The sequence below is a fragment of the Paraburkholderia caballeronis genome, assembly GCF_900104845.1.
GTDB classification, from domain to species: Bacteria; Pseudomonadota; Gammaproteobacteria; order Burkholderiales; family Burkholderiaceae; genus Paraburkholderia; species Paraburkholderia caballeronis.
On the sequence record NZ_FNSR01000002.1, the window covers coordinates 628,363 to 640,736 of the forward strand.

The following is a 12,374-nucleotide window of genomic DNA, read 5'->3' on the forward strand; positions in this document are numbered from 1 at the left end:
GTCATGCTCCCGCGCCGCCGGCTTCGAGCGCGCCCGCCAGTTGCAGCGAGTCCGCGACGAAGCCGAAGCATTTCTTCACGTTCCACACGGTCGCCTCGGTGCAGAAATCCGGCGACGACGTCGCGCAGCAGTCGGTCAGCATCACGCAGCCGTAGCCGAGGAAGTTCGCGTCGGTCAGCGTGTGCAGCACGCACTGATCGGTGTTCACGCCCGCGAAGAAGATCGTCCGCGTGCCGAGGTTGCGCAGGATGCTGTCGAGCGGCGTGTCCCAGAAGCCGCTGATCCGGTATTTGTCGACACGGATATCGCCCGGCAGCGGCGCGAGTTCGTCGACGACCGCCGCCGCCCACGAATCCTTTTCGAGCACGTGCGCGCCGTGCTCCGGCAGCGGCTCGCCGAGGCCGATGCCGGAGCCGGTCGGCTTGTATAGATGCAGCTGGTTCGGCGGCATGTTGGCGAGGTCCGGCCGGTTGCCCCAGTTCACCCAGATCACCGGCACGCCATGCCGGCGCGCGAGAGGCAGCAGGCGCTGCAGTGGTGCAATCGGCGCGCGGTCCGCGTCGTAGTTGCCCCCTAGATGGGCGACCCAGCCTCCTTTGGTGCAGAAGTCGTTCTGCATGTCGATCACGACGAGCGCCGAGCGGCCGATGTCGAAACGCACCTGCTGCGGCTGCGAATCGAGCGTCGCGATGCGCGGCGTGGGGGTCGGCGGGGTCATGTCCACCAGCGCCGGGGTCGCGGTCCAGCGCGTCTGCGCGCACTGGCCGAGCGCGCCCGGAACCGTTGTCGTGGCGGGATTGGCGGCGTTTTCCAAGGGGTCCTCCAGGTCGTCTGTCAGTCGAAGAAGTTCGCGCACAGGATGCCGCGCGCGATGCCCGTCGGGCATCGCGCGAACCGTTCCGGTTGCGCGTGTCGAATGCCGTTTCGCGCGTCCGGTCCGGCGGATGGCATCAAAGTTGCGTTGCCGGTTTCGTTCATGAATAACCTACTTACCGAAACCACAACGCAAAAGGAGTGCCAGTGATGCTCAGAAAGCCGAAGTCTTCCGCGCCGCGTCGCGCGTTCGTTCCAGTTCGCCGCGTGGTGTCGCGCGCGCTCACCGTCGCCGTGCTGGCCGCGTGCAGCGCGCCCGCGTTCCTCGTCGCGCCGCCCGCGCACGCGGCCGACGACGCGATGCGGGTCGGCGTGCTGATCCCCGGCTCGAAGACCGACAAGGGCTGGATGGAATCGGGCTACGACGGCGTGGCCGCCGCGCAGAAGGAGTTCGGGCCGAAGCTGAAGACGCAGATCATCGAGAACATCAACTACGCGGACATGGAGCAGGCGCTGACCAACCTCGCGTCGAAGAACCAGTTGGTAATCGGCGTCGGCGGGCAAACCCAGGCCGCGGTGCTGAAGGTCGCGAAGCGTTTTCCGAACGTGAAGTTCTCGATCGTCGGCGGCAGCAAGGGCGATGCGATGCCGCCGAACGTCGCCGGCTACGACGTGAAGCAGGCGGAGATCGCGTTCGTCGCCGGCGCGGCCGCCGCGATGCTGACGAAGACGAACGCGGTCAGCTATGTCGGCGGGATGGAAATTCCGTCGATCGTGAACGCGGGCAAGGAGTTCGGCAACGGCGCGCACTACATCAACCCGAAGATCAAATACTTCGAGAGCTACACCGGCGACTTCGACGACGTCGCGAAGGCGCGCGAGGCGACGACCGCCGCGATCGCGCAGGGCGCGGACATCCACTATCACATCCTGAACCTCGGGCTGCGCGGCATCGAGCAGGCGGCGAAAGAGAAGAACACGCACATCATCGGCAGCTACACGGACCGCTGCGGCAGCGACCCGCTGTACATCGCGTATAGCATCACCGGCGTCGGCTTTCAGGCGCAGTACGCGATCGAGCAGCTTGAAAAAGGCACGTGGCAGCCGGGTTACAAGGCGTTCGGTCTCGCGATGGGGCCGCAGGCGTCGGGAATGGCGGTCTGCCATTCGACGCCCGCGATCGACGCGAAGCTCAAGCAGATCGAGCAGGACATCCTGAGCGGCAAGATCAAGGTCTCGGAAGGATGAACGCGCCCGCTGCCGCCGCGCCGCGCGCGGCGCCGATCCTGTCGCTCGCCGGCATCGGCAAGCGGTTCGGCTCGTTCGTCGCGCTGGACGGCGTGTCGCTCGATCTGCTGCCCGGCGACGTGCACTGCCTGCTCGGCGAGAACGGCGCGGGCAAGTCGACGCTGTGCAACGTGATCTTCGGCGTGCATCAGCCCGATGCCGGCGCGATGCAGGTGGACGGCGCGCCGTACCGTCCGCGCAATCCGCGCGACGCGCTCGACCACGGAATCGCGATGGTGCACCAGCACTTCAGCCTCGTGGACGACGCGACCGTGCTCGACAACCTGCTGCTCGGCCAGGCGCGCGGCTGGCTGGATCGCGCCGCGCACGCGCGGCGCGTGCGCACGGTGCTGGAGCGCGTCGGGCTCGAACTCGCGCTCGATGCGCGGGTCGCGGACCTGTCGGTCGGCGAGCGGCAGCGCGTCGAGATCGTGAAGTGCCTGATGCGCGAGCCGCGGCTGCTGCTGCTCGACGAGCCGACCGCGGTGCTGCTGCCCGCCGAGATCGACGCGCTGCTCGACACCTGCGCGCGCGTCGCGGCGCGCGACTGCGCGGTCGTGCTCGTCACGCACAAGCTGAAGGAGATCGCGCGGATCGCGAGCCAGGCGACGGTGCTGCAATCGGGCCGCGTGGTCGCGCGCTCCGCGTCGCCTTCCGCCGAAATCGACCGGCTCGTGCACGCGATGATCCATCGCGCGACGGCCGACGACGACAGCGGCGGCGACGCAGGCGGCACCGCGAGCCGCCTGTCGCTCGTCGAAACAGAACGGCCGTCGCCGAACTCGCGGCCGCTCGCGGACGAAGTGCTGCAGATCGACGGCCTCGGCGCACGCGACGCGGACGGCGTCACGCGTCTCGAACACTGCACGCTGGTCGTGAACCGCGGCGAGATTGTCGGCATCGCGGGCGTCGAGGGCAACGGGCAGACCGAACTCGGCGCGGTGCTCGCGGGCATGCTGCCGGCGGCGGCCGGGCGTTTCTTCGTCGCGGGCCGCGAGATGACGCACGCCACGCCGCGCGACCTGACGCGCGCGGGCGTCGGCATCGTGCCGGAAGACCGGCACGCGGTCGGCTGCGTGACCGGCATGACGGTCGCGGAGAACCTGCTGCTGAACCAGCTGGACCGCTACACGCGCGGCGGCTTTCTGAACCGCCGCGCGATGCGCGCCGACGCGCTCGACCTGATGGCGCGTTTCGACGTGCGCGCGAGCGGCCCGGATGCGTTGTTCGGCGGCCTGTCCGGCGGCAATCAGCAGAAGGCGGTGCTCGCGCGCGAACTGACGCTCGACCCGCTCGTGTTCCTGCTCGCCGCGCAGCCGACGCGCGGCCTCGACGTCGGCGCGGTCGCCGCCGTCTATTCGCAGATCCGCGCCGCGCGCGATCGCGGCGCCGGCGTGCTGCTGATCTCGTCGGAACTGGATGAACTGATGAGCGTCGCCGACCGCATCGTCGTGCTGTATCGCGGCCGCATCATGGGCAGTTGCGCGCCCGACGCGGCGAATCGCGGACGCATCGGCGCGTGGATGGCCGGCTCGGGAGACCCCGCATGAACCTCGACGTCAAACTGCACGGCCCGCGCGCGTGGCTGCACGGGATCGGCGCGAGCGGCGAACGCTCGCCGCATCTGCGCGTCGCGCTGGTGATCGCCGCGTCGATCGCGCTCGCGATACTGGCCGCGCTCGCGCTGATCGCACTGGTCGGCGTGCCGGTCGGCGACGCGCTCGCCGCGTTCGCGGACGGCGCATGGGGCTCGCCCTATGCGATCGGCGCGTCGGTCAATCGCAGCCTCGCGTTCGCGCTGGTCGGCACCGGCTTCGTGATCGCGAACCGCGCGCGCCTGACAAACGTCGGCGGCGAAGGCCAGATCGCGATCGGCGGCATCGCGGCGACCGCGTTGAGCCTGTACGGCGGCTGCGCGCATCTGCCCGCGCCGCTGTCGTTCGTCGTGCCGATGCTCGGCGCGGCGCTGGCCGGCGCGCTGTGGGGCGGCCTGCCCGGCGTGCTGAAGGTGAAGGCCGGCACCAACGAAGTCATCAGCACGCTGCTGTTGTCGTTCATCGCGGTCTGGCTGCTGTACTGGTGCGTGCAGAGCGAGGCGCTGCTGCGCCAGCCGATGACGAACGCATCGACGCTGCCCGAATCGCTCGAAATTCCCGACGCGACGAAGCTGCCCGCCGTGCTCGCGGCGAGCGGCATGAACCTCAACATCGGCCTGCCGGTGACGCTCGCGCTCGCCGTCATCTCGGCGGTGATGCTGAAGCGCACGCGCTTCGGCTTCTGCCTGCGCGCGGCGGGCCTCAACCCGGTCGCCGCGCGGCGCGCGGGGCTGCCGATCACGTCGTCGCTGATCGGCGGACTCGCGATCGCGGGCGCGTTCGGCGGCCTCGCCGGCGCGTTGATGCTGCAAGGCGACCAGTATTCGCTGAAGGCGGGTTTCTCGTCCGGCTACGGCTTCGACGGGCTAGTGGTCGGCCTGCTCGCGCGCGACTCGATCACCGGCGTGTTCGCGGCCGCGCTGCTGTTCGGCTTCCTGCGCTCGGGCGGCATCAACATGGAGATGGTCGCGCAGGTGCCGTCGGCGCTCGTGCTGATCGTGCAGGGCATCGTGACGGTCGCGCTCGCGGCCGGCGCGATGTGGCTCGACCGCAAAGGAGGAAGCCGATGAACGTCGAACTGCTTGCGGTGTTCGCGGGCGCGTCGATCCGGCTCGCCGCGCCGATGATGCTCGCTTCGACCGGCGAACTCGTCAGCGAGCGCGCCGGCGTGCTGAACATGAGCGTCGAAGGGATGATGCTGACCGGCGCGTTCATCGGCGCGACGTTCTCGTGGCTGACCGGAAATCCGCTCGTCGGGCTGCTGTGCGCGATCGCCGGCGTGATTCCGCTCGCGCTGCTCCAGGCGTTTCTCAGCGTGACGCTGCGCGCGAACCAGATCGTGACCGGCATCGGCATCAACATTCTCGCGCTCGGCGGCACGACGCTCGCGTATCGCGAAGTGTTCGGCGAACGGTCGAGCGCCGCGATTCCGGGGCTCGCGCACGTATCGCCGGTGCCGGGCGTGCTGAGCGCGGTGTTCGACCAGGTGTGGCTGCTGTATGCGGGTGTCGCGATGCTGATTGCGACGTCCGTCGTGATGCGCCGCACGTCGCTCGGCATCGCGCTGCACGCTGCCGGCGTCGCGCCGCGCGCGGTCGATCAGTCGGGGTTGTCGGTCGCGCGGCTGCGCTACGGCGCGGTGGTGTTCTCGGGCGTGATGTCCGCGACGGCCGGCTGCTTCATCTCGATCGGCGACATTCACACGTTCACCGAAGGCATGACGAACGGCACCGGCTACCTCGCGATCGCCGCGATCATCTTCGGCAACTGGAAAACCGGGCGCACCGCGCTGGCATGCCTGCTGTTCGGCGCGGCGACCGCGATGCAGTTCCAGTTGCCGATGTTCGGCCTGCACGTGCCGACCGCGCTGCTCGTGATGCTGCCCTACCTGCTCGCGCTCGTCGCGGTGGCCGGGCTGATCGGCCGGCAGACCGCGCCGCCGGCGCTCGCGCAGCCGTTCCGGCGGTAGATGCGATGACGACCAGACAACCGGCGGCGCGCAAGCCGCGCGCGGCGAACGGAGTACCATCGCAGGCACGCGCCGATTCCGCTCATCAACCGAAGCTCTCCATGGTACGCACCACGCAGTCCACCGCGAAGGCCGACGCCGACGCATCCGCCGCCGCCCCGACGCGCCGCCAGCAACTGGCCGCGAAAACGCGCGAGCGGATGCTGAAGATCGCGATCCGCGAGTTCGCCGAAAAGGGCTTCAGCGGCGCGCGCGTCGAAACGATCGCGCGGCGCTCGAAGCTGAACATCCGGATGATCTATCACTACTTCGGCGGCAAGGAAAAACTGTACGTCGAAGTGCTGGAGCACGTGCTCGCGAAACTGCGCGAGGCGGAGCTTGCGGTGTCGCTCGACGAACACGCGGTCGATCCCGTCGCCGGCATCCAGCAGCTTTACGACTTCACCGAGGAGCACTTCTCCACGCATCCGGAACTGCTGTCGCTGCTGTCGTGGGAGAACCTGCATCGCGCGCGTTACCTGAAGACGTCGAAGCGGATTCCGGCGATGTCGTCGCCGGTGCTCGACAAGCTGCACACGCTGATACGACGCGGCGAAACGGGCGGCACGCTGCGGCGCGGCATCGATCCGCTGCATCTGTACGTAACGCTCGTGAGCCTCGCTTATTTCCACAAGTCGAACGCGCACACGATCTCGCGGATGTTCGATACGGAAATGCTCGCGCCCGCATGGCAGGCCGCGCACAAGGCGCAGGCGCATGAACTCGTGCGAGCGTTTTTGCAGAGCGGCGAGATGGCGGAGGTCGTGCCGGTGCGGGCGGTGCGGGGGCGTTAACGCCGCGCTTTCGTTACGCACTGTCCGCCACCTTGCTCGCCAGCGCGCGAACCAGCAGCCCGAGCCAGCAGATCAGCAGCAGCGACGGGAACACGAGCGTCGGCAGCAGCCCCAGCCAATGCCGGCACGTATCGACGCCGAAGCCCATCTTCTCGATGCCGAACTGGCTCGCTTCGGCTTCGATCTGTTGTTCGCGCGTCCTTTTCAGTTCGGCGGCCGCGTGCATGCCGGCGAACGTACCCACGACCGTCACGCCGGCCGTCACGATGCCGACCATGCAGATCACCCAGACGAAATAATGGGTGTGCGAAAAAAGGGCTTTCAGCGTGGGGCTCGCGCTATCGGCCGCCGAACCCAGCGTCTGCAACGCGGTCGCATACGCCTGAAACAGAAACGCCTGGAACACCAGGAACCACGTCAGCCGCCGGTCGTTCTCCGCGTATTCGTATTCGACCGCGGTCGCCGCGCGACGCAGCCGTTCCAGCAGGATCTCCAGCGTCTGGTCGTCGATCTTCCGGTCGTCGTTCATGGTCGCGCCCTGCGTGACTTACGGGAAGGCTTCAGCGTAGCAGTCCGCCATCGGCGGTCTGTACTGCGGCGAACATTGCCCGGCACGGCCCGCAACGTTAGAAAAGATCCGGAACCCGAACGACTTCCGCATGCCATGCGCCCCTGCGCGAAACTCCGGCTTGTCGTCGCGGATCGTTGCGGCTAAAACATATAAAAGTCGGTCGGCCGCCGCATCCGGCGGCGCATGCGAGACGCCCATGTCCCTGATCCTGCAGCGCGCGTATCGGGAAGACCCGAAGCAGTTCGACGGCACCGCGACCGACCGCCGCGATCCCGACTACATCCGCGAATTCCTGCCGCTGCTCGAACTGATGTGGCGTTACTACTTCCGCGTGTCCGCGCGCGGCTTCGAGCACGCGCCGGCCGGCGAACCGTTCCTCGTGGTCGGCAATCACAACGGCGGCATCAACACGCCGGACGCGGCGATGACGCTGCACGGCTGGTGCAGGCAGCATGGCCCCGACGCGCCGATGTATGCGCTGATGCAGCCGGGGATCTTCACGGTGCCGTACCTGAACGTGCACGCGATGAAACTCGGCGGCCTCGCGGCGAGCGCGCGCACTGCGCTGCGCGTGCTCGAAAGCGGCGCGCCGCTGATGCTCTATCCGGGCGCGGGCGACGACGCATACAAGCCGTTCCGCGACCGCCACCGCATCCTGTTCTTCGGCCGCGACGCGTTCGTGCGGCTCGCGCTGCGGCTCGACATTCCGATCCTGCCAGTCGTCACGGTCGGCGCGCACGAAACGCTGATCGTGTTCGACGACGGCCGTGAACGCGCACGCGAACTCGGCCTCGACCAGCAAGGCGTCGAACGCCTGCCGCTGACGTTCTCGTTTCCGTACGGGCTCGCGCTCGGCACGCCGTTCAACGTACCGTTCCCGGTGCAGATCGACATGCGGATGGGGCCGCCGATCCGCTTCGCCGGCGCCGGCCCGAAGGCCGCGAACGATCCGGCGAAGGTGAAGCGCGGCTACGACGCGGTGGTCCACGTGATGCAGGCGATGATGGACCGCATGGTGGCCGAGCGCGCCGCGAAGCGCCATCCGGCCGCGACGGCGTGAGGCCCGCGATGGACAGCGTCACGCTGAAGGAGGAACAGAGCCGCCCCGCCCGCTCGACGCAGCACTTCTTCGACATGCTGCGCCACTATCGCGAACTCGTGCTCGCGCGCATCTGCGAACTGGTGCCGCGCAACCGCTATCAGCGCACGCTGTACGGGCCGATGCTCGAATACCCGATGCGCGAGGGCAAGGGCTTTCGCCCCGCGCTGTGCCTCGCGATGTGCCAGGCCTGCGGCGGCCGCATGGAGGAGGCGCTCGACACCGCCGCCGCGATCGAGATGTTCCATAACGCGTTCCTGATCCACGACGACATCGAGGACGAGAGCGAAAGCCGGCGCGGTTTTCCGACGCTGCATCATCAGTACGGCATCGCGATCGCGACGAACGTCGGCGACGGGCTGAACATGCTCGCGATGCGCACGCTGCTCGGCAACACGCGCACGCTCGGACTCGAACGCGCGCTGATGCTGATCTTCGAGATCGAGCGGATGGCGCGCGAATCGACCGAGGGCCAGTCGATCGAGCTGGACTGGGTGCGCTTCAACCGCGCGGGCGTCACGGTGCGCGAGTATCTGCGGATGAGCTGCAAGAAAACCTGCTGGTACACGTGCATCGCGCCGCTGCGCACCGGCGCGCTGATCGCGAACGTGCGGCCCGCCGAACTCGCGGCGATCAACGCGTTCGGCTTCAAGACCGGCGCGGCGTTCCAGATCCAGGACGACGTGCTGAACCTGACCGCCGAGATGGCGCTGTACGGCAAGGAGATCGGCGGCGACATCGCAGAAGGCAAGCGCACGGTGATCGTCGTGCATCTGATCGCGCATGCGAAGCCTGCCGACCGGCGGCGCATCCTCGACATCTACGGACGGCGGCGCACCGACAAGAGCGCCGACGACGTCGCGTTCGTGCTCGCGTGCATGCGCCGTTACGGATCGATCCGCTTTGCGTCGGATCTCGCGCGGCGGCTCACCGATTCGGCCGCGCGCACGTTCGCGCAGCGTTTCGCGTGGCTGCCGCCGTCGCCTTACCGGCGCTTTCTCGAAGAGATGATCGACTACATGATCGAGCGGCAGCTTTGAGCGCGGACCGTCATTGCCACGCTATGCGCGATAGCGTTGCAGCAGCGCCCGCATCCCGCGCGAGCGCAACGCGCCCTCGCTGAACGCGACGACCGCGCGCGACAGCCGCGCGAGCGTCAACGCATCGCCCTGCACCGCGAGCTGCCGCGCGAGCACCGCGTTCATCATGGTCAGGCGGCCGTCGATCAGCGCGAGGATCGTGTGCCGGTCCGTGCGGACCGTGATGTCCGGCTGCGGTTTGCGCATGTCGCGGCGCACCGCGTCGAACCGGAGCCGCGCGTCCATGCAACGGCAGTCGAACCGTTCGTCGCCGACCTGCACGTCGAGCGCAAGCCCCTCCAGTTCCAGCAGCACGCGATGATACGAAGCGGCCGCGTCGGCGCGCAGCACGTCGAGCGCGTCTTCGAGGGTCTGCATCGCGTCGTTGTGCATCGTTCGCCTCGCGCTAACCCAGGAACTCGAAACACGCGCGCGCGGCGAACGCGATCCGCTCGCCGCCCACCTCGCCGCGCACGACGATCTCGCCGAACGTCTCGTTCAACCCGACGAGGCCGAACCCGTATTCGCGCGGCACGCTCACCTGCAACGCCGCGTCGATCCGGTAATCCAGATCGAGCCAGTCCGCGCCGTCGCGCGACGACACGGCGAAGCCGCGCGGCACCGTGACGACCGCGCCCGGCGCAACGAGGCACGTGGCGCCGGGCTCGCGCCGCACGTCGCCTTCGAAGCGGCCCTCGCGACGGCAACGCAACGCATGGCGCGTGAACACCTTCGCGAGCGTCGCGCCGCGCCACACGGCGAGCGTGTGTTCGAGGCTCACGTCGCCCTGGCGGTCGCTCGTGCGATCGAACACGAGCGTCGTGCGCGTGCTGGCCGCCGCGTGCCGCTCGTCCGCGCAGAAGCCCCATTCCCAGCCGAAGTCGTCGCCCCAGCGCCAGTGGCCCCAGTTGTGATCGTGATACGCGCACGCGTCGTCGAGCACGATGCGCTCGCGGCCGATGTCGATGGCGCCGCTCGCGTCCAGATGCGGGACGATCAGCCAGTTCAGCCTGCCGCCGCCGAGCGGCGTGTCGTTCCACAGCAGCAGCGGATCGGTGCGCGGCGCAAAGCGCAGATCGATGTGCGCCGGCGTATCGGTCCGCTCGACTTGCAGCCGGTATTCGCCGTTCTCGAACGCGATCCGCGCCGGTCCCGACTCGAAGCGCAGCGAGCGCGCATCGAACCCGACCGCCGCCGCATCGAACCGATCGATGCCGCCATGCCAGCCTTCGCCGCGCCGATGACACAGCACGATCAGGTCCGCGTCGCCGCCGCCCGCGCGCGTCACGTCGCCGGCGACGCTCAGGTTCACGATCAGATCGGTGCCGCTTACCGTGTCGAGCACGTTGAAGTGATACCACTCCTTGTAGCTCGCGATGTCCGACTCGCCGCGCCGCGGCGGATGCGGCCGGTCGATCACGCCGAGCGCCGCGCGCAGATCGCTCATTGGCGGCTCGCCGCCGTGTCAGCGGAACAGCGACGACCCGCGGCCGTCGTCGGACTGCGCGCCGGCCGGGGTTCGCGCGCGCCGCGCAAACTCCGGCGGCACGGCGGACGACGCGATCTCCGGCATCACGCCGAGCACGTCCTCGGCCGTCGAGATCAGGCCGAGCAGCAGATACAGGAAGTTGTTGCGGCTCACGTAGAAGTCCTCGCGCAGCCCGTCGGGTCCCGCGTCGATCGTGTGCGGCGGTTGCTTCATCGGTGCTCCTTGTCGTTCTCGCTCATCATCTCCCACTCCGCGCCGATGCGGCTCAGTTCGCCGAGCAGCGTCGCGAGGTCGGTGTCCGCCAGTTCGCGCAGCACCGCGCCGAACAGCGCGCCCGGCGAATCGGGCAGCGGCTCCGCGTTGCGCAGATAGAAGTCCGCGTTCGCGTGATTCCACAGCAGCCAGCCGCGCTCGACCGCCGGCGATCCGGCGAGCAGCGCGGCCCAGCGCGCGCCGTCGGGGGTCGCCGCATAACGGCGACCTTCGTCGACCAGCGAGCGCGCCAGCGAACGCAGCGTCGTGCGCGTCGATTCGCCATGCTCCGCGATCAGGCCCAGCCACACGCCGATGCCGTCCAGCCCGGCAACCGCGCGCGCGAAGTAGTCGGCGCTCGCCGGCAACGGCTCCTCGACGACGATCAGCGGGACGGTGAGGTCGGTCATTTCCGCGTGCCGGTCTTTTTACGCGGAGGCGTCGTGCCCGTTGACGACGCGGATGCAGCCTTCGTTTTTCCCGGCGTTTTTTTCGCGGTCGTCGGGGCCTTCGCTTGTTTTGCCGCGCGCGTTGGCGTGGCCGGTTTCGCCGCCGACGTGCCGCGCCGGGATGCATCCGCATGCGCCACGGCCTTGCTGCGGGTTGCCGGCCGCTTCGGTCTGGTCGGCGGGAGGCTGACGTTCGCTGGCGTCGCGGCGTCTTCCGGTTCGGGTGCTTCGCCGATCAGGTCGACGGTTTCGCTGACGGCGGACGCGCCCGCCGCCGGCTGCGCCGTTTCGCGCGGCGCTTCCACCACCAGCCGCACGAGCAGTTGCGTCGCGTCGAGCCCGGTCAGCGTGATCGTCGCGAGATACGTGCTGCCGACCGTGAATCCCGGCGCGACGACGACGATCAGTTCGACGCGCCCCTCCTGCCCCGGTTCGAGCCGCAGCAACGGCGGATCGAACGCGACCTCCGCGGACACGAACTCGCTGCCGCTCTCGCTGACGAACGGCGTCATCTCGAAGCCGACCGCGATCGGCGTGGCACGGTTGTTCTCCAGCCTGAACGGCGCGCGCACGGTCGTGCCGAGCGGCACCGCAAGACGCATCGTCGTCACCGTCGCGGCGCTGTCCGTCGGGGTCTGCTGCGCGACGCCGTTCAACTGGTCCGCGAGACGCTGGTTGAACGCGAGCGTCAGGTTGACCAGCGTTTCGTAGTAGTCGAGGTGTTCCTTCACGAGTTGCCGCAGCACGCCGTCGCTGTCGCTGCTCTCGCCCTGGCGCGCACGGCCGGCCAGTTCGATCAGTTGCCGCGACAGCAGCGCATTCGCTTCGAGGCTCTTCGCATCCGCGCGCACCTTGTTCGAAATGAGCCGCGAAATCTGGCCTCGCAACGCGGGATCGGCGAGCAGTTGCCGAAGTACGTTCAGATTGAGCACGCGTTT

At 68.7% G+C, this 12,374-nt stretch carries 14 protein-coding genes; 7 read left to right on the plus strand and 7 right to left on the minus strand.

Features of this window, described 5'->3' with window-relative positions:
* Position 1: 1 nt before the first annotated feature.
* Positions 2-814 (minus strand): cysteine hydrolase family protein, encoded by an 813-nt coding sequence (locus BLV92_RS19305; protein WP_244283852.1) that lies wholly within the window; start codon positions 812-814, stop codon positions 2-4.
* Positions 815-1,023: 209 nt separating this feature from the next.
* Here BLV92_RS19305 and BLV92_RS19310 point away from each other — a divergent pair, with 209 nt between their 5' ends.
* The 5 genes from BLV92_RS19310 to BLV92_RS19330 all read left to right on the plus strand — a co-directional run bounded on the left by BLV92_RS19310 (position 1,024) and on the right by BLV92_RS19330 (position 6,497).
* Complete coding sequence (locus BLV92_RS19310) at positions 1,024-2,061, plus strand: BMP family protein (RefSeq protein WP_090547907.1); 1,038 nt, start codon at positions 1,024-1,026, stop codon at positions 2,059-2,061.
* Complete coding sequence (locus BLV92_RS19315; RefSeq protein WP_090547908.1) at positions 2,058-3,650, plus strand: ABC transporter ATP-binding protein; 1,593 nt, start codon at positions 2,058-2,060, stop codon at positions 3,648-3,650. Before BLV92_RS19310 ends, BLV92_RS19315 begins: the two co-directional genes overlap by 4 nt.
* Entirely contained in the window at positions 3,647-4,765 is a 1,119-nt protein-coding gene (locus tag BLV92_RS19320) for an ABC transporter permease (RefSeq protein ID WP_090547909.1), read from the plus strand. The genes BLV92_RS19315 and BLV92_RS19320 overlap by 4 nt, the downstream gene beginning before the upstream one ends.
* Complete coding sequence (locus BLV92_RS19325; RefSeq protein ID WP_090547911.1) at positions 4,762-5,664, plus strand: ABC transporter permease; 903 nt, start codon at positions 4,762-4,764, stop codon at positions 5,662-5,664. Before BLV92_RS19320 ends, BLV92_RS19325 begins: the two co-directional genes overlap by 4 nt.
* Positions 5,665-5,765: 101 nt before the next feature.
* On the plus strand, positions 5,766-6,497 hold the full coding sequence (locus tag BLV92_RS19330) for a TetR/AcrR family transcriptional regulator (RefSeq protein ID WP_090547912.1): 732 nt from the start codon (positions 5,766-5,768) through the stop codon (positions 6,495-6,497).
* A gap of 13 nt (positions 6,498-6,510) precedes the next feature.
* On the opposite strand, the gene BLV92_RS19335 is transcribed toward BLV92_RS19330, so the two are convergent.
* Complete coding sequence (locus BLV92_RS19335) at positions 6,511-7,026, minus strand: hypothetical protein (RefSeq protein ID WP_090547914.1); 516 nt, start codon at positions 7,024-7,026, stop codon at positions 6,511-6,513.
* Between the two features lie 238 nt (positions 7,027-7,264).
* Here BLV92_RS19335 and BLV92_RS19345 point away from each other — a divergent pair, with 238 nt between their 5' ends.
* Entirely contained in the window at positions 7,265-8,128 is an 864-nt protein-coding gene (locus tag BLV92_RS19345) for a 1-acyl-sn-glycerol-3-phosphate acyltransferase (RefSeq protein WP_090547917.1), read from the plus strand.
* Between the two features lie 8 nt (positions 8,129-8,136).
* The gene (locus BLV92_RS19350; RefSeq protein WP_090547918.1) at positions 8,137-9,207 is read left to right on the plus strand and encodes a polyprenyl synthetase family protein; all 1,071 of its coding nucleotides are present in this window, start codon (positions 8,137-8,139) and stop codon (positions 9,205-9,207) included.
* A 21-nt stretch (positions 9,208-9,228) separates the two neighbouring features.
* Here the strand turns inward: BLV92_RS19350 and BLV92_RS19355 are convergent, their stop codons facing one another.
* From BLV92_RS19355 to BLV92_RS19375, 5 genes are read right to left on the minus strand one after another with little or no spacing between them, the layout of a single operon-like run.
* Positions 9,229-9,639 (minus strand): SCP2 sterol-binding domain-containing protein, encoded by a 411-nt coding sequence (locus BLV92_RS19355; RefSeq protein WP_090547920.1) that lies wholly within the window; start codon positions 9,637-9,639, stop codon positions 9,229-9,231.
* Between the two features lie 13 nt (positions 9,640-9,652).
* Positions 9,653-10,693: a hypothetical protein gene (locus tag BLV92_RS19360; protein ID WP_090547922.1), complete on the minus strand. Its 1,041-nt coding sequence runs from the start codon at positions 10,691-10,693 to the stop codon at positions 9,653-9,655.
* 18 nt (positions 10,694-10,711) lie between these two features.
* Positions 10,712-10,948 carry a hypothetical protein gene (locus BLV92_RS19365; RefSeq protein WP_090547924.1) on the minus strand — a complete coding sequence of 79 codons (237 nt, stop codon included), beginning with the start codon at positions 10,946-10,948 and terminating at the stop codon, positions 10,712-10,714.
* Entirely contained in the window at positions 10,945-11,397 is a 453-nt protein-coding gene (locus tag BLV92_RS19370) for an HMG-box domain-containing protein (protein ID WP_090547925.1), read from the minus strand. The genes BLV92_RS19365 and BLV92_RS19370 overlap by 4 nt, the downstream gene beginning before the upstream one ends.
* Positions 11,394-12,368 (minus strand): hypothetical protein, encoded by a 975-nt coding sequence (locus BLV92_RS19375; RefSeq protein ID WP_090547927.1) that lies wholly within the window; start codon positions 12,366-12,368, stop codon positions 11,394-11,396. The genes BLV92_RS19370 and BLV92_RS19375 overlap by 4 nt, the downstream gene beginning before the upstream one ends.
* Positions 12,369-12,374: the final 6 nt, after the last annotated feature.